The sequence below is a fragment of the Saccharothrix carnea genome, from assembly GCF_003014735.1.
Taxonomy (GTDB): domain Bacteria; phylum Actinomycetota; class Actinomycetes; order Mycobacteriales; family Pseudonocardiaceae; genus Actinosynnema; species Actinosynnema carneum.
On sequence record NZ_PYAX01000003.1, the window covers coordinates 197,506 to 215,817 of the forward strand.

Annotated in this window: 21 protein-coding genes; 10 read left to right on the plus strand and 11 right to left on the minus strand. The window is 70.3% G+C overall.

From position 1 onward, the window contains the following. Positions 1-13 precede the first annotated feature (13 nt). The 4 genes from qcrB to ctaE are packed head-to-tail and all read right to left on the minus strand — an operon-like array spanning position 14 to position 4,264. A complete protein-coding gene (gene qcrB / locus B0I31_RS09170; RefSeq protein WP_106614912.1) occupies positions 14-1,684 on the minus strand; it encodes a cytochrome bc1 complex cytochrome b subunit in 1,671 nt (556 codons plus the stop codon). Then, complete coding sequence (qcrA, locus tag B0I31_RS09175) at positions 1,681-2,805, minus strand: cytochrome bc1 complex Rieske iron-sulfur subunit (RefSeq protein ID WP_106614913.1); 1,125 nt, start codon at positions 2,803-2,805, stop codon at positions 1,681-1,683. Before qcrA ends, qcrB begins: the two co-directional genes overlap by 4 nt. Then, positions 2,802-3,611, minus strand: coding sequence for a cytochrome bc1 complex diheme cytochrome c subunit (gene qcrC / locus B0I31_RS09180; RefSeq protein ID WP_106614914.1), 810 nt, complete (start codon positions 3,609-3,611; stop codon positions 2,802-2,804). Before qcrC ends, qcrA begins: the two co-directional genes overlap by 4 nt. Before the next feature lie 44 nt (positions 3,612-3,655). Continuing rightward, positions 3,656-4,264 (minus strand): aa3-type cytochrome oxidase subunit III, encoded by a 609-nt coding sequence (ctaE, locus tag B0I31_RS09185; RefSeq protein ID WP_106614915.1) that lies wholly within the window; start codon positions 4,262-4,264, stop codon positions 3,656-3,658. A gap of 84 nt (positions 4,265-4,348) precedes the next feature. On the opposite strand from ctaE, the gene B0I31_RS09190 reads away from it, so the two are divergent. From B0I31_RS09190 to B0I31_RS09205, 4 genes are all read left to right on the plus strand, one after another. Further along, on the plus strand, positions 4,349-4,741 hold the full coding sequence (locus B0I31_RS09190) for a hypothetical protein (protein WP_106614916.1): 393 nt from the start codon (positions 4,349-4,351) through the stop codon (positions 4,739-4,741). Between the two features lie 51 nt (positions 4,742-4,792). Beyond that, positions 4,793-5,203, plus strand: coding sequence for a hypothetical protein (locus B0I31_RS09195; protein WP_053719970.1), 411 nt, complete (start codon positions 4,793-4,795; stop codon positions 5,201-5,203). 7 nt (positions 5,204-5,210) lie between these two features. Then, a complete protein-coding gene (trpD, locus tag B0I31_RS09200; protein WP_106614917.1) occupies positions 5,211-6,263 on the plus strand; it encodes an anthranilate phosphoribosyltransferase in 1,053 nt (350 codons plus the stop codon). A 454-nt stretch (positions 6,264-6,717) separates the two neighbouring features. Next, complete coding sequence (locus tag B0I31_RS09205) at positions 6,718-7,386, plus strand: lysophospholipid acyltransferase family protein (RefSeq protein WP_106614918.1); 669 nt, start codon at positions 6,718-6,720, stop codon at positions 7,384-7,386. Between the two features lie 64 nt (positions 7,387-7,450). Here the strand turns inward: B0I31_RS09205 and B0I31_RS09210 are convergent, their stop codons facing one another. Both B0I31_RS09210 and ctaC read right to left on the minus strand, forming a co-directional pair. Continuing rightward, positions 7,451-7,867 (minus strand): cytochrome c oxidase subunit 4, encoded by a 417-nt coding sequence (locus B0I31_RS09210; protein ID WP_106614919.1) that lies wholly within the window; start codon positions 7,865-7,867, stop codon positions 7,451-7,453. Between the two features lie 12 nt (positions 7,868-7,879). After that, the gene (gene ctaC, locus B0I31_RS09215; RefSeq protein WP_245949769.1) at positions 7,880-8,812 is read right to left on the minus strand and encodes an aa3-type cytochrome oxidase subunit II; all 933 of its coding nucleotides are present in this window, start codon (positions 8,810-8,812) and stop codon (positions 7,880-7,882) included. Positions 8,813-9,016: 204 nt separating this feature from the next. Here ctaC and asnB point away from each other — a divergent pair, with 204 nt between their 5' ends. Next, complete coding sequence (asnB, locus tag B0I31_RS09220; protein WP_106614921.1) at positions 9,017-10,945, plus strand: asparagine synthase (glutamine-hydrolyzing); 1,929 nt, start codon at positions 9,017-9,019, stop codon at positions 10,943-10,945. A gap of 52 nt (positions 10,946-10,997) precedes the next feature. Here the strand turns inward: asnB and B0I31_RS09225 are convergent, their stop codons facing one another. Continuing rightward, positions 10,998-11,417, minus strand: a complete 420-nt coding sequence (locus B0I31_RS09225) for a MerR family transcriptional regulator (RefSeq protein ID WP_106614922.1) — start codon at positions 11,415-11,417, stop codon at positions 10,998-11,000. An 81-nt stretch (positions 11,418-11,498) separates the two neighbouring features. Here B0I31_RS09225 and B0I31_RS09230 point away from each other — a divergent pair, with 81 nt between their 5' ends. Together B0I31_RS09230 and B0I31_RS40480 are read left to right on the plus strand one after the other, a co-directional pair. Next, on the plus strand, positions 11,499-12,677 hold the full coding sequence (locus tag B0I31_RS09230; protein ID WP_245949770.1) for an MFS transporter: 1,179 nt from the start codon (positions 11,499-11,501) through the stop codon (positions 12,675-12,677). Between the two features lie 73 nt (positions 12,678-12,750). Continuing rightward, on the plus strand, positions 12,751-12,924 hold the full coding sequence (locus B0I31_RS40480; RefSeq protein ID WP_181320074.1) for a hypothetical protein: 174 nt from the start codon (positions 12,751-12,753) through the stop codon (positions 12,922-12,924). A 4-nt stretch (positions 12,925-12,928) separates the two neighbouring features. On the opposite strand, the gene B0I31_RS09235 is transcribed toward B0I31_RS40480, so the two are convergent. The 3 genes from B0I31_RS09235 to B0I31_RS09245 form a co-directional block, all read right to left on the minus strand. Beyond that, positions 12,929-13,252: a PASTA domain-containing protein gene (locus B0I31_RS09235; RefSeq protein WP_106614923.1), complete on the minus strand. Its 324-nt coding sequence runs from the start codon at positions 13,250-13,252 to the stop codon at positions 12,929-12,931. 74 nt (positions 13,253-13,326) lie between these two features. Beyond that, positions 13,327-13,701 carry a HesB/IscA family protein gene (locus B0I31_RS09240; protein ID WP_073886506.1) on the minus strand — a complete coding sequence of 125 codons (375 nt, stop codon included), beginning with the start codon at positions 13,699-13,701 and terminating at the stop codon, positions 13,327-13,329. Positions 13,702-13,790: 89 nt separating this feature from the next. After that, complete coding sequence (locus B0I31_RS09245; protein WP_106614924.1) at positions 13,791-14,810, minus strand: glycerate kinase family protein; 1,020 nt, start codon at positions 14,808-14,810, stop codon at positions 13,791-13,793. Between the two features lie 42 nt (positions 14,811-14,852). Here B0I31_RS09245 and B0I31_RS09250 point away from each other — a divergent pair, with 42 nt between their 5' ends. The 3 genes from B0I31_RS09250 to B0I31_RS09260 all read left to right on the plus strand — a co-directional run bounded on the left by B0I31_RS09250 (position 14,853) and on the right by B0I31_RS09260 (position 18,063). After that, entirely contained in the window at positions 14,853-15,488 is a 636-nt protein-coding gene (locus B0I31_RS09250; RefSeq protein WP_106614925.1) for a DUF3043 domain-containing protein, read from the plus strand. Positions 15,489-15,543: 55 nt separating this feature from the next. After that, a complete protein-coding gene (locus tag B0I31_RS09255; RefSeq protein ID WP_106614926.1) occupies positions 15,544-16,530 on the plus strand; it encodes an aldo/keto reductase family protein in 987 nt (328 codons plus the stop codon). 93 nt (positions 16,531-16,623) lie between these two features. Continuing rightward, entirely contained in the window at positions 16,624-18,063 is a 1,440-nt protein-coding gene (locus tag B0I31_RS09260) for a HEAT repeat domain-containing protein (protein ID WP_106614927.1), read from the plus strand. A gap of 14 nt (positions 18,064-18,077) precedes the next feature. On the opposite strand, the gene B0I31_RS09265 is transcribed toward B0I31_RS09260, so the two are convergent. Continuing rightward, a complete protein-coding gene (locus tag B0I31_RS09265) occupies positions 18,078-18,278 on the minus strand; it encodes a hypothetical protein (RefSeq protein WP_106614928.1) in 201 nt (66 codons plus the stop codon). Positions 18,279-18,312 lie beyond the last annotated feature (34 nt).

The window sequence follows — 18,312 nt, forward strand, 5'->3', positions numbered from 1 at the left end:
CGTGAACGCCCGGTCAGTCCTCCGGCTGAGAAGGCTTGCCGGCCAGTTCGCCGGCCGCCTTGTTCTCCCCGGTCAGGGCATCCGACGAGACACCGCGCTCGGCCCGGGCACGGGCCAGGGCGGCGGTCTCCTCCCGCGGGTCCGGGGTGAGGAAGCTGCCCGGCACCGGGTGCCCGGCCGAACCCAGCTTGTTCATCTTCTTCGGCACCGACGCGCCCTGGTAGGCCAGCGGCAGCGGGTGGCCGTGGTCGTCCACCGGGCCCAGCGGCTGGTGGACCTCGATGAACTCGCCGTGCGGCAGGCGCTTGATGATGCCCGTCTCGACACCGTGCTCCAGCACCTCGCGGTCCGCGCGCTGCAACCCGATGCAGATGCGGTAGGTGATGAAGTAGGCCAGCGGCGGGACGAGGAGCATGCCGATGCGGCCCATCCACGTCATCGCGTTCAGCGAGATGTCGAACTTCATCGCGATGATGTCGTTGCCGCCCGAGAGCAGCAGCACCATGAAGTACGAGATCGCCATGACACCCAGCGACGTCCGGACCGGCACGTCGCGCGGGCGCTGCAGCAGGTTGTGGTGCGCGTGGTCCTTGGTCATCTTGCGCTCGATCCACGGGTACACCGCGGCGAGACCGGTCAGCAGCGGCAGGCCGAGCATGAACGGCAGGAACGGCGCGGGCACCGTGTAGTTGCCCAGGTACAGCTCCCACGCGGGCCACAGGCGGATCAGGCCGTCCGTCCAGCCCATGTACCAGTCGGGCTGCACGCCCGCCGACACCTGGGCCGCGTTGTACGGGCCGAAGTTCCAGATCGGGTTGATCTGGAAGATGCCGCCCATGATCGCCGTGACGGCCACGACCACGGCGAAGAACCCGCCGCCCTTGGCCGCGAACACCGGCATGATGCGCACGCCGACGACGTTGGTCTCCTTGCGGCCCACGCCCGGGAACTGCGTGTGCTTCTGGTACCAGACCAGGCCCACGTGCACCGCGATCAGCGCCAGGATGATGCCCGGGATGACCAGGATGTGCAGCGTGTAGAGCCGGGGGATGATCTCCACGCCGGGGAACTCGCCGCCGAACGCCAGCCAGTTGATCCACGTGCCGACCACCGGGAACGAGATCAGCAGCGCCGCCATCACCCGCAGGCCCGTGCCGGACAGCAGGTCGTCGGGCAGCGAGTAGCCGAGGAAGCCCTCGATCGCGCCCAGCATGAACAGCACGATGCCGATGACCCAGTTGATCTCACGCGGGCGCCGGAACGCACCCGTGAAGAAGATCCGGAACATGTGCACGACGATCGCGCCCATGAACAGCAGCGCGGCCCAGTGGTGGACCTGGCGGACGAACAGGCCGCCGCGCACCTCGAACGAGATCTGCAGGGTCGACTCGAACGCCCGGGACATCTCGATGCCCTGGAGGTTCACGAAGCTGCCGTTGTAGACGACCTCCTCCATGGAGGGGTCGAAGAACAGCGCCAGGTAGGTGCCCGACAGCAGCAGGATGATGAAGCTGTACAGCGCGATCTCGCCGAGCAGGAACGACCAGTGCGTCGGGAAGACCTTGTTCAGCTGCTTCCGCATGCCGGAAGCCATGTGGAACCGGTCGTCGGCCCACTTGGCGGCGCCACCCGCCACGCGGGCGCCCGCGCCCTGCCGTTTTGTCGGCGTGGTGATGCCACTCATGACTTACGCTCCCAGAACGCCGGACCCACGGCCTCGATGAAGTCGCCGCGGGCAATCAAGTATCCGTCCTCGTCAACCGTGATCGGAAGCTGCGGCAGGGCGCGGGTCGCCGGGCCGAACCGGGGCTTGCCGTAGTGGAAGACGTCGAACTGCGACTGGTGGCAGGGGCACAGGAGCAAGCCGGTCTGCTGCTCGTACAGCGAAGTCGGGCACCCGAGGTGGGTGCAGATCTTCGAGTACGCGTAGAAGTCGCCGTAGTTGAAGTCCTCCTGGCCCGCGCGCTTGACCACGGACTGGCCGGGGCGCAGGCGGATGAGCATGACCGGGCTGTCGGCCCGCTTCAACGAGTGGACCAGGGCTTCTTCGTCGTCACGCTCCGACTCCCGGAACGGGAACACCGTTTCGAAACCACCGGCGTCGAGGTCTTCCGGGCGCACCAGCGCGACCTCGTGGAAGTTGCCCGTGTGCCGGCGCAGGTAGACCTTCTCGCCGTTCTCGGACTTCCACGCGGTGTGCCAGAGCGAGTCCTTCGAGTCGCTGTTCGCCCACGGGTTGCGGATCAGACCGCCGAGCGGCACGGCCAGCACACCGAGGCCGAACACGCCGGCGCCGAGGCCCGCGGTGCGCTTGATGAGCGACCGGCGGCCGATGGTGGAGCGCTCGCCCGCGTCGGCCAGGTTGGCGATGATCGTGGCCTTGTCGACCTCGGCCGAACCGCCGTCGTGGCGCTGCTGGACGGCCAGCTCCTCCGGGATGAACTTCTTCGTGTACAGCAGAGCGCCGACGCCGATGCCGAGGATCGACAGGCCCAGCGTGAAACCGATGACCGGCGTGTACAGGCTGTACAGGATGTGGTCGCCGGTGTGCGGAGCCTCGTACTTCCACGGCCACCAGATGAACGCCACCAGGAACGCGAGGCCGGCGAGCGCGGCGATGGTGAACCACAGGGCCACCAGCCGCTCGGCGCGCTTCTCCGCGCGGGTGCCCTTGACCGGCCAGCGGTCCTCGTAGTGGACCAGCTCGACGCCGTCCATCGCGGAACCGAGCTTGACCAGCTCGTCCCGGCTCATCCCGGCGAGTTCCGCCTCGTCGGGCAGCTCGTTCGGCTTCACGCCGCTCATGCCTTGGCTCCGATCCAGAGGGTCACGCCGATGAGTGCGGCGATACCCACGATGAACGCGATCAGACCCTCCGAAACCGGCCCGAGGCCGCCGAGGGGGGCGCCGCCGGGGTTGTTGTTCCCGTCGGTCACCGACTTGATGTAAGCGATGATGTCTTCCTTCTCCTCCGGCGTGAGCTGCCGGTCGGAGAACTTCGGCATGTTCTGCGGGCCCGTGAGCATCGCGGTGTACAGCTGCTCTTCGGACACGCCGTCGAGCTCGGGCGCGAACTTGCCGGACGACAGCGCCCCGCCGCGGCCGGTGAAGTTGTGGCACGCCGAGCAGTTGAGCCGGAACAGCTCGCCGCCGCGGGCCGGGTCCTCGCCGCGCAGCGCCTCGCCGCGCTCCTCGGGGGTCGTCGGGCCGCCGCCGCGGGACTGGATGAACGCACCGATGGCGTCCACCTCCTCCGGCGTGAACTTCGACGGCTTGCGCAGCGCCTGCGCCTCCTGGCGGGCCATGGGCATGCGACCGGAGGACACCTGGAAGTACACGGCCGCCTCGCCCACGCCGATCAGGCTGGGGCCGCGGTCCTCGACGCCGTCGAGGTTCTTGCCGTGGCAGGTGATGCAGGTGTTGTTGTAGAGCTGCTCGCCCAGTCGCACCTGCGCCGGGTCGTCCTGCGCCTGCGCGGTCTGCGGCTGCGGCGCGAGGGCGCTGAACAGGAAGCCCGCGGCCAGCAGCGCGAAGCCCAGCGCGAGCAGGCCCGAGATCCGCCGGCGCAGCTTGGTGCCGCGCTTCCGGGCCCGTGTGGTGTTGGTGGTCATGTGTGCGGCAACCCTTGCTGGTGTGAGTTCGGGGTTCGAGCTGGTCAGGGCACGATGTAGATGACGGCGAACAAGCCGATCCAGACGACGTCGACGAAGTGCCAGTAGTACGACACGACGATCGCGGAGGTCGCCTGCGCGGGCGTGAACTTGCTCAGCTTCGTGCGGACCAGCAGGTAGCCGAACGCGATCAGGCCACCGATCACGTGCAGGCCGTGGAAGCCGGTCGTCAGGTAGAAGACGGTGCCGTAGGCCGAGCTGGGGATCGTGGTCCCCTCGCTGACCAGCGTGACGTACTCGAACGCCTGGCCACCCACGAAGATCGCACCCATGATCAGCGTCACGACGTACCAGCGACGCAGGCCGAACACGTCACCGCGCTCGGCGGCGAACACGCCCCACTGGCACGTGAACGAGGACGCCACCAGGATGATCGTGAAGAACAGTGCGTAGGGCACGTTCAGGTGCGTCGGTGCTGGTGGCCAGGGGCCTTCGTTCTGGGCCTTCACCGTGAAGAACATGGCGAAGAGCCCCGCGAAGAACATGAGCTCACTGGACAGCCAGACGATCGTGCCGACGCTGACCATGTTCGGGCGGTTCAGCGAGTGCACGCGCTGGCCGATTGAGGGCGCTGCCGTTGTCACACGACGCATTATTGCTTGCAGGATTTCGCCCCGCCCATCGGGTCCGGGGCACGTACGCAGGTCATCTGGGTCACACGCACGGTGAGGACGGTCATGGGGTTGTTGAGCCGGTGGCGTGATCGACGCGCGCGGCGGGGTGTACCCGCACTGGAGATCGATTCACCCGGCCTGGCGGTCGTGGTGGAGGCGTTCGACATCGCGGAGGCCGACTCGGCGGCGCTGGCCCGTTCGCCGCGGTGGCGCCCGGACGAGCCCGCGGTGCTGCGACACCACCTCGAACTGCCCTCTGACCAGGTAGAACGCGCCCGTGAGCTGCTCGCGCCGGACGGCTGGGAGCTTCGTCACGGCGAGCGCTGGCACGCGTTGCGGGTGCAGCGGCTGGACGCCCTGCACTGCGCGCAGGAGCGGGCCCGGATGGCGGGCCTGGCCCAGCGCCTCGGCGGCGACTGGATCGGGTGGGACGCACTGCAAGTCACGCAACGTTAGCCGGATAACATCTGGCTACCTGGCACCCCGACCCGCCGGAGGATCGCGCCGATGAGCACGCAGACGACCAGGATCCTGGTGTTCAGCCACCGCCCCGAGGTGCGTGAGACGATCATCACTGCGGTGGGTCGCCGTCCCGCGCCCGACCTGGGCCGCGTCGAGTACGTCGAGGTGGGCACGATCGCCGACGTCCTGTACGAGATGGACAACGGCGGCGTCGACCTGGCGATCCTGGACGGCGAGGCACAGCCGACCGGCGGCATGGGACTGTCCCGGCAGCTGAAGAACGAGATCACCGACTGCCCCCCGATCGTGGTCGCGGTGCGCCGCAAGGACGACCGGTGGCTGGCGACGTGGTCGCAGGCGGACGCGGTGCTGGTGCACCCGCTCGACCCGCTGGCCGCCGCCGAGACCGTGGCCGAGGTGCTGCGCTCGACGGCGCTGCCCGTCGTCCGGGGCTGAGGTCGCCGTGGAGCGCACCTGGCCGTTGCTGCTCAACCAGCTCGTCGACCGGGTCGACCTGACGCAGGACGACACGGCGTGGGCGATGGACCAAGTGATGTCCGGTGCCGCGACGCCCGCCCAGATCGCCGCGTTCGCGGTGGCGCTGCGGGCGAAGGGCGAGACGCCGGAAGAGGTCGACGGCATCGCCACGATGATGCTGGCGCACGCGCGCCGGTTCACCGTGGACGTGCGTGCGGCGGACATCGTCGGCACGGGCGGTGACAGCTCCGGCTCGGTGAACATCTCGACCATGGCGGCGATCGTCACGTCCGCGGCCGGCGTGCCGGTGGTCAAGCACGGCAACCGCGCGGCCTCGTCCAAGTGCGGCACGGCGGACGTGCTGGAAGAGCTCGGCGTCGCCATCGACCTGCCGCCCCTGGGCGTGCAGCAGACGGTCGAAGAACTGGGCATCGGGTTCTGCTTCGCCCCGGTGTTCCACCCCGGTTTCCGGCACGCGGGCGGGCCGCGGCGCGAGATCGGCATCCCCACGTCGTTCAACCTGCTCGGTCCGCTGACCAACCCGGCGCAGCCGCAGGTCGGCCTGGTGGGGTGCGCGCGGGTGGCGTTCGCGCCGCTGATCGCGGGCGTCTTCGCGCGGCGCGGCAACACCATGTTGGTCGTGCGCGGTGACGACGGGATGGACGAGATCACCACGACCACCACCACGTCGGTGTGGGTGGCCGATGGCGGCGAGGTGCGGACCGACCGGATCGACCCGTCGGTGCTGGGCCTCGCGCCCGCGTCGGCCGACGACCTCAAGGGCGGTGACGCCTCGGTGAACGCCGAGGTCGTGCGCGACCTGGTGGCCGGGAAGCCGGGTGCGGTGCGGGACGCGGTGCTGCTCAACGCCGCGGGTGCGCTCGCCACGCACGGCGGGCTGTCCGGTGACCTGCACGCGGACCTGGCGAGCGCGATGGGCCGGGCGGCCGAGGCGATCGACTCGGGTGCGGCGGCGGACCTGCTGCGGCGGTGGGCGGCGCGGTCGTCGGAGCTGAAGAAGTCCCTCGCGGACGCCTGAGCGGCGGTCAGCGGTGGGGCGTCCGGCCCCCGTACACCGTTGCCGCGATGCGGGCGAACGAGCGGACGAGCGGTCCCGGGTCGGTCCCGGCCCACGCCACGACGAGGGGGCTCGGCGGCAAGTCGACCAGCGGCACCGCGGTGAGCCCTCGGGCAGGGCGTGTACCAGCGGCGCCAACCCCACCGGCCGTCCACCGCACGGCTCGCAGGCACTCGTGGGCGGTCCCGCACGACGGGCCGGTCCGGTCGCGTCCACCGTTCCGGCAGGCCTGCCAGACCGGACCGGTGCCCTCTGGCCACGACCCGGGACGTGCCCACAGCCGGGGCGACCGGTGGATCGGGAGGGGCGTCGGCTGCCCGTGCGCGGAGCACCCGGCGTGAACGACCGGGAGGGCGGCCAGAGATGACGGCCACCTTTTCACCGTCCCGCAACGAGGGCGCGTCATGCTGTCCACATGCTCTACACGGTGATGAAACGAGTGGTGGCGCCCACCGCGCGGCTGGTCTACCGACCGAGGGTCGAAGGACTGGAGAACGTGCCCGCTGACGGTCCGGTGATCCTGGCGCCGAACCACCTGTCGTTCATCGACAGCATCGTGATCCCGATGGTGGTCCCGCGCCGCGTCTCGTTCCTCGCCAAGGCCGAGTACTTCGAGGGCACGGGCGTCAAGGGCGCCCTCTCCCGCTACTTCTTCGGCTCCCTGGGCCACGTGCCCGTGCGCCGGGGCCTCGGCCGGGCCGCCAGGGCGTCCCTGGACACCGCCAAGGACATCCTGGACCACGGCGGCGCGTTCGCCATCTACCCGGAGGGCACGCGCTCGCTGGACGGCCGCCTGCACCGCGGTCGCACCGGCGTGGCCCGGATGGCGCTGGAGTCCGGCGCGCCGGTCGTCCCGGTCGGGCTCATCGGCACCGACCAGGTGCAGCCGGTGGACCGCAGGCTGCCCCGCGTCCACCCCATCACGATCCGGTTCGGCGAGCCGCTGCGCTTCGACCGCTACGCGGGCCTGCACGAGTCCCTGCCGGTGCTGCGCTCGGTCACCGACGAGATCGTCTACCGCATCCTGGAACTGTCCGAACAGGAGTACGTGGACAGCTACCAGAACTCGGCCACCGCGGCCTGACGGCCGAGCTGAAGACGACAACGGGGGCCACCCGAAAGGTGACCCCCGTTGGTGTTGCGTCAGCTCAGTTGTGGTCCGGACCGGTGTGGTACTCGAACACCAGGCCGCCCACCGCGATCAGCACCAGCACGACGGCGATCACCAGCAGCCAGACGTGCCAGAACGCCAGCGCCACCCCGGCCGTCGCGGCAGCCGCCGCCAGGCCGATCGGCCAGTAGCTGCCGGGGCTGAAGAAGCCCAGCTCACCGGCACCGTCGCTGACCTCGGCGTCCGCGTTGTCCTCCGGCCGCACCTCGATGCGCCGGGCGACGAACCGGAAGTACGTGCCGACGATCAGCGCCAGGCCACCGGTCAGCGCGAGCGCCACCGTGCCGGTCGGCTCGACGAAACCGGTGTCCGCCCAGGTCCAGTAGCCGTACACGACGGCCATCAGGAACGAGAACGCCATCACCAAGTCAAAAATGCGGGCTTCGACCTTCATCGCAGCGTCCTCCTACTTCCCACCGTCGGACGCCTCGCGGACAGTCCGGTCGGTGTCGAAGGGCTTGGTCGTCACGGCGTGCGGCGTGCACAGCTCGCCGCAGTTCAGCTCGGTCAGCGCCTCGGCGGCGGTGTACGGCTGGCCGGTGTCGTCGTTGGTCTGCTGCCGCAGCTCGATGTACCGGTCGAAGTCGGCCGACTCCAGCGCCCTGACCTCGAAGTTCATCACGGCGTGGTAGACGCCGCACAGCTCGGCGCAGCGGCCGACGAAGGACCCGGTCCGGTCGATCTGGTCGATCTGGAACGCGTTGTCCTGGTTGTTCTTCTCCGGCTCGGGGAAGACGTCCCGCTTGAAGTGGAACTCCGGCACGTAGAACGAGTGGATGACGTCGGTCGACCGCAGGTTGAAGCGGATCGACTTGCCCTGCGGCACCACCAGGAGCGGGATCTCGCCGGACGTGCCGACGGTGCTCACCGGCAGGTCCGCCGACTCGGTCTTGTACTGCGGGTACTGGAACTCCCAGTTCCACTGGAACGCGATCACGTCGACCGTGACGTCCGGCGTCTTGCTCTTGTCCGTGACGTAGTTCTGCGTCACGGCGGTGAAGTAGAACAAGACCGCCACGATGATCGTCGGCACGACCAGCAGCACGAGTTCCAGCGGCAGGTTGTAGGCGACCTGGCGGGGCAGCTCTTCGCTCTTCTTGCGGTGGAACGCGACCGACCAGAGGATCAGGCCCCACACGATCACGCCGACCGCGAGAGCCGCGACGACCGACCAGGTCCACAGCTCGCGCATCGCCTCGGCCTGCGGCGTCACGGCCACCGGCCAACCGAAGCGCAGCACCTCTTCCGTGGAGCAACCCGTGGCCCCGACGCCGACCAGGCCGACCAGCCCGCCGACCTTCGCCAGCCGGGCTGCCCTGGTGCCCTCCTTCAGGCCCACTGCTCGCCGCCTCCTCGCGCCACTCAACGTCAAGAAATCTCGCAGGCAGGGCGTGACCACGCCCATGCCGGATCATGCGGGAGCGTAGCTCAGCGGATGGCACGTCACCCCTCGGGGTATGCCCCGGTGGAGTGCAGTTTCGGTCACACACCGGCACCCCGGCATACTGGAGTCTTCTCCACACGACACGAAGGGTGTTACGGCGTGTGCGGCCTGGTAGGACTGGTTTGCCCTGGCGAGAACGAGGCCGAGCGGGCGCGCTCGGCGGTGGCGGGGGCATTGCGCTGCATGCGCCACCGCGGCCCCGACGAGAGTGGCACCTGGCAGGGCGGTGAGGTCGTCTTCGGCTTCAACCGCCTGTCCATCATCGACATCGAGCACTCGCACCAACCCCTGCACTGGGGTCCGCACGACCAGCAGGGTCGGTACGCGATCCTGTTCAACGGCGAGATCTACAACTACGTGGAGCTGCGCGCGGAGCTGACCAAGCAGTTCGGCGCGGTCTTCGCCACCGACGGCGACACCGAGACCATCGTGGCGGCCTACCACTACTGGGGCCCGGCCGCGGTGGCGAAGCTGCGCGGCATGTTCGCGTTCCTGATCTGGGACAAGGCCCGCCGGGTGGTGTTCGGCGCGCGTGACCCGTTCGGCATCAAGCCGCTGTACTACGCGGCCGGCCCCGGTGGCGTGGCGTTCTCCAGCGAGAAGAAGTCGGTGCTGGAGCTGGCGCCCGCGATCGGCATCAAGCCGAAGGTGGACGAGAAGGCCCTCCAGCACTACCTGATCCTGCAGTACGTGCCGGAGCCCGAGTCGCTGCAGAGCGAGATCCACCGCATCGAGTCCGGCACGTCGTTCACGCTCACGCCGGGTGGCAAGCCCGTGGTCGAGCGGTACTTCCCGGCCACGTTCCGGCCGCGGACGGTGCGCGGCGAGGCGGACGAGAACCGGTTGTACGACGAGATCACCGAGGCGTTGCGCGACTCGGTGGCCAAGCACATGCGCGCGGACGTGACGGTCGGCTCGTTCCTGTCCGGCGGCATCGACTCGACCGTGGTCGCGGCGCTGGCCAAGGAGCACAACCCGGACCTGATCACGTTCACCACGGGGTTCGAGCGGCAGGGCTACTCCGAGATCGACGTGGCCGCCGAGTCGGCCGCCGCGATCGGGGTCAAGCACGTGGTCCGGGCGGTGACGGCGCAGGAGATGATGGACGCGCTGCCGCTGATCACGTGGTACCTGGACGACCCGGTGGCTGACCCGGCGCTGGTGCCGTTGTGGTTCATCGCGCGCGAGGCGCGTGAGCACGTGAAGGTCGTGCTGTCGGGCGAGGGCGCGGACGAGCTGTTCGGCGGCTACACGATCTACCGCGAGCCGCTGTCGCTGGCGCCGTTCGAGAAGGTGCCGGGCGCGCTGCGCAAGGCCATGGGCAAGGTGTCGACCAAGATCCCGCAGGGCGTGCGCGGCAAGGACCTGCTGCGGCGCGGTGCGCTCACGCTGGAGGAGCGCTACTACGGCAACGCCCGGATCTTCATGGACGACCAGCTGCGGCAGGTGCTGCGCACGTACAACCCGAACGTGTCGCACAAGGACGTGACCGCGCAGCCGTACCGCGAGTCGGAGGGCTGGGACCCGGTGACGCGGATGCAGCACGTGGACCTGTTCACCTGGCTGCGCGGCGACATCCTGGTCAAGGCCGACAAGATGACGATGGCGAACTCGCTGGAGCTGCGGGTGCCGTTCCTGGACCCCGAGGTGTTCCGGATCGCGTCGCAGGTGCCGTCTGAGCTGAAGCTGACCAAGGAGACGACGAAGCACGCGTTGCGGCGGGCGATCCGCGACATCGTGCCCGCGCACGTGCTCAACCGGCGCAAGCTGGGCTTCCCGGTGCCGATCCGGCACTGGCTGAAGGACGAGATGCACGACTGGGCGGTGGAGAACGTGCGCCAGTCGCAGACCGACCAGTACATCGACAAGGGCGCGGTGCTGCGGGTCATCGAGGAGCACCGGTCGGGCGTGGCGGACAACAGCCGCCGGATCTGGGCGCTGCTGGTGTTCATGATCTGGCACGGCATCTTCGTGGAGGGCCGGATCCGCCCGGTCGTCCCGGAGCCGCACTACCCCGTCAAGCTCTAGTTGCTGGTGGAGGCCCTCGGCGCGTGCGCGTGCCGGGGGCCTTCGCACGTACTCAGCCGGCTTTCTCCACCGGTTCGACCCGGCACCTGCCGTCGCCCTTCTCGGCCATGATCCGGGTCACGTCGGCGACCAGCTTGCCCAGGTGCTCCTTGCTGCGGGTCAGCTGCTCGATGCGGCTGTCGATGGACTCCAGCTCGTCGTTCAGCATGTTCAGCAGGGGCACGCAGCCCGCTTCGTCCTCGGGCAGCTCGATGTCCTGGTCGAACGCGTGCGCGAGCACCAGTCGCGCCAGGCGCACGTTCAGGCCGGAGCTGATGAGGCAGCGGACGCTGCGGACGCGTTCCACGTCGGACTCGTCGTAGACGCGGTAGCGGGAGTCCGTGCGCTGGGGTGTCAGCAGGCCTTGTTGGTCGTAGTAGCGCAGCATGCGCACCGTGGCGCCGGTCTTCTCCGCGAGCTCACCGATCAGCACGTATTCCCACTCCTGTCGAAAAGAGCGCTCGATCACGCAACCTTGACCCTGACGTCAGTGTCACACTTTAGCGTCGTCGCCGTGATCGCCTTCATCCTGATGCTCAGCGCTTTCGCTGTGGGGACATCCGAGTTCATCATCGTCGGCGTGCTGCCCGAGGTCGCCGCCGACCTCGGTGTGGACGTGCCGACCGCAGGCCTGCTGGTGACCGCGTACGCCGTCTCCGTCGCCCTGGGCGGTCCGGTGCTCACCGTGCTCACCGGGCGCATCGCGCGCCGCAAGCTCCTGATCTCCGTCATGGCGCTGGCCCTGGTGGCCTCCGCGGGCAGCGCCCTGGCCGACGACTACACCCTGCTCATGGTGGCGCGCATGGTGGCCGCGCTCGCCCAGGGCCTGTTCTTCGCGGTGGCGTCCCAGGTCGCCATCGCCGCCGTGCCACCGGAGAAGCAGACCGCGGCCATCGCCAAGGTCGTCAACGGTGTCGCGCTGTCCACCATCCTGGGCATCCCGCTGGGCACGCTGATCGGCCAGAACTACGGCTGGCGGGCGTCGTTCGTACTGGTCAGCGCGTTGACCGCGATCGGGCTGGTCGGCGTCGTGCTGGGGACGCCGAAGGTCGCGCACGAGCCCGACCCCGGTGTGCGGGCCAGCCTGTTCGCGTTCGGCAAGCGGACCGTGCTGCTGGGGTTGGCCACCACGATCCTGTCGTTCACCGGCCTGATCACCGCGTTCACGTACGTGGCGCTCGCGCTGCGCGAGGTCAGCGGGTTCGAGCCGAGCTGGGTGACCGGCGTGCTGCTCGTGTACGGCCTGGGCACGTTGGTCGGCAGCACGCTGGCGGGCAAGGTGCCGCCGGACCGGATCGCCCGCGTGCTGCCCGTGCCGCTGGCCGTGCTCGGCGTGATGCTGCTGGCGCAGGGCCTGATGCTGGAGAGCAAGGTGGCGGCCGTGGTGAGCGTGTTCGTGCTGGGCGCGAGCGCGTTCACGGCGGGTCCGCTGATCCACACCTACCTGATGGGCCAGGCGGGTTCGGCGGCCGGGTTGGTCGCCTCGGTGAACATCTCCGCGTTCAACGTGGCCGCGGCGCTGGGCCCGATGCTCGGCGGCGTGGTGCTGACCAGCGGGCTCGGCCTGCAGTGGGTCGGGACCGTGGGCGGCGTGTCGACCATCCTCGGCGTGGGGGTGGCCCTGGTGGTCGGCAAGCTGACCGTGCGACCCGCAACGTCCCCGGCACCCACACCGCTGGCCGCGCACGTGTGAGATGGCCCTACCGGGCGGTACTACCGCCCGGTAGGGCTTTTGTCAAGCCTTCGGCACGCATACGGTCGTCGGGGTGAGGAACACCGAGGCGAACACGTTGGCCGAGCTGATCGAGGACTGCACCGAACTGCCGCTGGAGCTGCGCGGCGAGCAGGCCAGTGCCCTCCCCGAGCCGGGCGCCGTGACGCCGTGGCGGGTGGACGACGCCAACTACGCCCAGGTGGCCGACCTGGACGTCTACGTCTGAGATCTCACGAGCCGTCACTCAGCCGGTCCTCCAGGGGGTCGGCTTCGAGTTCGTCACGCCTCGGCAGCGGGTGGCGTGGTTCGCGGTCGCCGGCGCCGCCCGCGTCCGGGTACTCCTCGAAGTCGATCGTGACCGGCGCGCCGCGGCGCACCCGTTCACCGGCGGTCGGGTGCTGGGCGGTGACGATCCAGGTGCCCGGCCAGGTCAGGGCGGCCAGAGGTGGGCCGTCCACGTCACGCGAGGTGACCACCACGCCTGCGTCGTGGCCCGTCTTCCGCGCCTGCGGAACGGTCAGGCCCACCAAGTGGGGCACCTGCGTGTGCGTCATGGGTTCCAGCGTCCCACCGGGCGCAACGGAAAAGGCCCCCGCCGTGGCAGGGGCCTTCCGTCGATCGCGGTCGATCAGTGGAACGAGTCGCCGCAGGCGCAGGAACCGCCGGCGTTCGGGTTGTCGATGGTGAAACCCTGCTTCTCGATCGTGTCCACGAAGTCGATCACAGCGCCCTCGACGTACGGGGCGCTCATGCGGTCCACGGCCACCTTCATGCCGCCGAAGTCGCGCAGCGCGTCACCGTCGAGCGTGCGCTCGTCGAAGAACAGCTGGTAACGCAGCCCCGCGCAACCACCGGGCTGGACGGCGATGCGCAGGTGCATGTCGTCGCGCCCCTCCTGGTCCAGCAGCGCCTTGGCCTTCACGGCAGCCGCGTCGGTCAGCGTCACGCCGTGGGTGGGCGGGGCGTCAGGAGTCGAGGTGACTGCGTCCTGAGCGGTCGTCATGGCTCTCCCTCAGAGGTCCTTTGCGGGCATCTATTCCGGGCAACACGGGAAGTACCCGCTTTGTTCCTGCCCCCATGGTCGCACAGACGTCAGCGCCGGGAGTGTGACCACTGCCTCGCCACGTGCTCGGCGAGGTCGGCCAGGGTGCCCGCCGGGTCGGCCAGGCTGCGCTCGACCGACCCGGCGTGCTCGGCCACCGCGTACGACTCCTGCACACCCGCCGCCGCTGCCTCCCGCCTACCCACCGTGACCTGGCCCGCGAGCACCACGCACGGCAGGCCGCGCTCCGCCGCGCCACCGGCCACGGCGGTCACCAGCTTCCCGCGCAACGACTGCCAGTCGAAGCTGCCCTCACCGGTCACGGCCAGGTCGGCGTCGTCCAGCGCCTCGTCCAACCGCGTCAGCGCCCGAACCATGCCCGCGCCGGACTCCACCGTGGCCCCGAGCGCCATCAGCGCAGCTCCGAGGCCTCCCGCGGCACCCGCGCCGGGCAGGTCGCGGACGTCGGCGAGCTCCTCCATCGCGCCCAGCCGCGCCTCCAGCCGTTCCACCGCTTCGGGTGACGCGCCCTTCTGCGGCCCGAACGTCCGCGCCGCGCCGTGCGGGCCCAGCAGCGGGTTCTCCACGTCGGCGGCGGCGACCAGCGCAGCCGTGACGGGGCGGACGACCTCACGCAGGCCCGCGCCGCCGTCCGTGGTGCCCGAACCGCCCAAGCCGACCACGATCGTGTGCACGCCCGCCTCGCCGGCCGCGTTGACGAGTTCGCCGACGCCCCTGGTCGTGGCGGTCTCGGCGGCCCGCGCGCGCTCGTCGGCCGGGACGAGGTGCAGGCCGCAGGCTTGGGCGGACTCGACGTACGCGCGCCCGTCGTGCTCCAGCCACACCGCTTCCACCGGCGTGCCCAGCGGTCCGGTGACGGTCGTCACGTGCGGCGTGCCGCCCAGCGCGGCGTGCAGGACGTCCACGAAACCCGGCCCGCCGTCGGCCAGCGGGCGCAGGCTCAGCTCGTCGTCGGGAGCGGTGCGGCGCCAGCCCTCGGCCACGGCTTCGGCGGCTTCCCGCGCGGTCAGCGTTCCGCCGAAGCAGTCCGGCGCAATAACAACTCGCACCTGGCGAACAGTACTTATCGGGGCATCTCCTACTCTGGTGCGGTGAGGTTCCTGCGCCGCAACGCCGACGAAACCGCCGAGACCACCGCCGCCGAGGACGTTTCCGCGGAGGTGACCCCGGCCGATCCGTCGCGCACCCCAGGCAAGGGGCGGCCCACGCCGAAGCGGCGCGAGGCCGAGGGCAAGCGGCGCGGCCCCGTGCCGCCACCGCCCCGCACCCAGCGCGAGGCGTTGAAGCGGGCGCGCGGGAACAAGGTGTCCAAGGAAGAGCGCCGTGCGGTGGCGGCCGAGCGGCGCCAGCGGATGATGGCGGGCGAGGACAAGTACCTCCTGCCCCGCGACCGCGGCCCGGTGAAGGCCTACATCCGCGACGTGGTCGACTCGCGGCGCAACCTCATGGGCCTGTTCATGCCGCTGGCGATCCTGGTGTTCGTCGCGCTGCTCGTGCCCGCGCCGGCGATCCAGCAGTACGCGACGCTGCTGACCACGTTCATGCTGCTGGCGATGATCGTGGAGGGCTTCGTGCTCGGCCGGATGGTGATCCGGCGGGTGCGGCTGAAGTTCCCCAACGACACCACGCGCGGCCTGTCCATCGGCTGGTACTCGTTCATCCGGGCCAGCCAGCTGCGCCGCCTGCGCGTGCCCAAGCCCCGGGTGAGCCCCGGCGACAAGGTCTGACCGCCGGCCGACAGTTCATTAGCAACCCGAACGATCCGGTACTAGGCTTGGCGGCATGGAGTTCCGACGCCTCGGCCGCAGTGGCCTGAACATCAGCGAGATCTCGTACGGCAACTGGCTCACCCACGGATCCCAGGTCGAGGAGGACCAGGCGACGGCCTGCGTCCGGGCCGCGCTCGACGCGGGCATCACCACGTTCGACACCGCCGACGTCTACGCCAACACCAAGGCGGAGTCCGTGCTGGGCCGGGCGCTGGCCGGTCAGCGCCGCGAGTCGCTGGAGATCTTCACCAAGGTCTTCTGGCCGACCGGCCCCGGCGGCCCGAACGACAAGGGCCTCGGCCGCAAGCACATCACGGAGTCGATCAACGGCTCGCTCAAGCGGCTGCAGACCGACTACGTCGACCTCTACCAGGCACACCGGTACGACAAGTCGGTGCCGCTGGAGGAGACGATGCTCGCCTTCGCCGACCTGGTGCGGCAGGGCAAGGTGCTCTACATCGGCGTCTCGGAGTGGAACGCCGAGCAGATCGCCCGCGGCGCGGCGCTCGCGCGTGAGCTGAACGTGCCGTTCATCTCCAACCAGCCGCAGTACTCGATGCTGTGGCGGGTCATCGAGTCGCAGGTCGTGCCGACCTCCGAGCGCGAGGGCATCAGCCAGATCGTCTGGTCGCCGATCGCCCAGGGCGTGCTGACCGGCAAGTACCTGCCCGGCCAGCCGCTGCCGGAGGGCTCGCGGGCGACCGACGAGACCGGCTCGAAGTTCATCCAGCGCTTCCTGCGCGACGAGGTGCTCACCAAGGTGCAGCAGCTCAAGCCGCTCGCCGAGGAGGCCGGTCTGTCGCTGGCCCAGCTCGCGGTCGCGTGGACGCTGCAGAACCCGAACGTGGCCAGCGCGATCATCGGTGCGTCCCGCCCCGAGCAGGTGCACGAGAACGTGAAGGCCGCCGGCGTGAAGCTGGACGCGGAGCTGCTGAAGAAGATCGACGACGTGCTCGAAGGCGTCGTGGAGACCGACCCGCGGTTCACCGTCACCCCCTGACGCGCGTCAAGCTCGAAGGCCCCGCTCGGACGATCCGGGCGGGGCTTTCGCGTTCGACGGACATCCGCTCCCCGCCGGTTCACACTGGCGGGCGTGCAGGAACAGACCGACCGGCGCTCCGGTGACGTTCTCGTGGCCCGGGTGGTCCGGCTCGAGCCGACCGGGCAATCGCCCGCCTACACCGAGGCGTACAAGGAGCTCTACGAGCACGCACACGACCGGGCGCTGCTCTCCGACCCGGCCGGGAGCCGCTGGCTGGTGACGCTGACGGCGCACGCGAGCAGGGCGGTGCGGACGGTCGCGGTCAGCGCGCTCGCCGAGTTCCGCGATCCCGCACACCGGACGATCATGGTCGAGGCGCTGGCCGACCCCGAACCGAACGTGGTCGCGTCGGCCGTGCGCGGCCTCACGGCCGAGACCGTGCTGGAGGTCTTCGACCAGTTGGTCGAGCTGGCGAACCGGCCCGGACCGCCTTGGGCCTGGACGCGCCGCCACACCGCACAGCGGATCGCCGAGTCCCCGCACCCGCGGCGGCTGTCCGTGCTGGCCGACGCGTTGACCCACGCGGACCACGGCGGCGCGCACGACATCGCCCACGTGCTCGCTCGGGCCGGCGACACCCGCGTCGGCCCCGCGCTGATCGAGCACCTGCGCACCCGCACGACCGACCGGAGCGCGGTCGCGCACGCGCTCGGTCAGCTGCGCATCGCCGACGCCACCGACGCGCTCATCAACGCACTCCACACGTCCGACGACGTGCTGACGACGACCGCGCTGCAGGCACTCGACAAGATCGGCTCGGTCCAGGCGGCGCCGGACATCCGGTCGATGCTCGACCACCGGCACGGGCCCGTTCGCGAGGCCGCCCTGCTGGCGTTGTCGAAGATCGGCGGTCCGCTGCTCGTCCCCGCGGCCCTCGCCGCCACTGACGACGGCGACCCGACCGTCCGCGAACGCGCCATCCGGGTGCTGGCCGAACACGGTGACCGGCGCGCAGTCGGGCGTTTGGCGGCGGCGTGCGACGGTCGACACGTCCGCGTCGCGCTCACCGGACTCGTGCGGCTGGCCGATCCTTCGGTCACACCGACCCTGGCGGAGGTCCTGCTGACCACGACCGACCGGCGTGCCCGCAAGCTCGCCGGTCAAGCCCTCACCCGGATCGACGCACGGCCACAGCTGCACGTGTGGGGCCGGGACAGCGTCGTCCGCCGCGCCGTGATCTGGGTCGTCGGTCAACGCGCCGACGCACGTGACGCTCGCACGCTGACCAGGGCCTTGCGGGACGAGGACGAACTGGTCCGCGCCCGCGCCGCGGCGGCACTGGGTCGGCTGCCGGGCACCACAGCGCTCGCGCCGCTGACGGAAGCTCTGAAGGACCCCCGACCCCGGGTCCGCGCCAACGCCGCCACTGCCCTGGGCCGCACCGCGCCGGCCGACCTGCCCGAACGCCTGGCAGCCGCCCTGCGCGACCCGCACCCCGCCGTGCGATCCGCGGCCACCGCCGCCCTCCGACGACCGGCCGGCACCCGGTGAGCGGACCGCCGCGGCTAGTCGGCCGGTGCGAGCGACATCGGGCCGTACACCTCGGACTCGCTGCGCAGCAACGTCACCTGAGCGACGCCCGCCTCCCGCAGCTCGACCCACGCGGAGCCGAACCAGTCCTCGGCCGCGGTCTGGTCGGGGAACGCCAGGCGCGGCCCTTCGACCTCGTGCCCCTGCTCGTCCTGGTACCGCCACCGGTACTCCATGACGGACCTCCTCGCGCTGCGCCGTACGGGTAAC

Coding starts and splice junctions, on each gene's coding strand:
- qcrB (WP_106614912.1), bottom strand. CDS start 1,684: ATGAGTGGCATCACCACGCCGACAAAACGGCAGGGCGCGGGCGCCCGC.
- qcrA (WP_106614913.1), bottom strand. CDS start 2,805: ATGAGCGGCGTGAAGCCGAACGAGCTGCCCGACGAGGCGGAACTCGCC.
- qcrC (WP_106614914.1), bottom strand. CDS start 3,611: ATGACCACCAACACCACACGGGCCCGGAAGCGCGGCACCAAGCTGCGC.
- ctaE (WP_106614915.1), bottom strand. CDS start 4,264: ATGCGTCGTGTGACAACGGCAGCGCCCTCAATCGGCCAGCGCGTGCAC.
- B0I31_RS09190 (WP_106614916.1), top strand. CDS start 4,349: ATGGGGTTGTTGAGCCGGTGGCGTGATCGACGCGCGCGGCGGGGTGTA.
- B0I31_RS09195 (WP_053719970.1), top strand. CDS start 4,793: ATGAGCACGCAGACGACCAGGATCCTGGTGTTCAGCCACCGCCCCGAG.
- B0I31_RS09205 (WP_106614918.1), top strand. CDS start 6,718: ATGCTCTACACGGTGATGAAACGAGTGGTGGCGCCCACCGCGCGGCTG.
- B0I31_RS09210 (WP_106614919.1), bottom strand. CDS start 7,867: ATGAAGGTCGAAGCCCGCATTTTTGACTTGGTGATGGCGTTCTCGTTC.
- B0I31_RS09235 (WP_106614923.1), bottom strand. CDS start 13,252: ATGACGCACACGCAGGTGCCCCACTTGGTGGGCCTGACCGTTCCGCAG.
- B0I31_RS09240 (WP_073886506.1), bottom strand. CDS start 13,701: ATGACGACCGCTCAGGACGCAGTCACCTCGACTCCTGACGCCCCGCCC.
- B0I31_RS09255 (WP_106614926.1), top strand. CDS start 15,544: ATGGAGTTCCGACGCCTCGGCCGCAGTGGCCTGAACATCAGCGAGATC.
- B0I31_RS09265 (WP_106614928.1), bottom strand. CDS start 18,278: ATGGAGTACCGGTGGCGGTACCAGGACGAGCAGGGGCACGAGGTCGAA.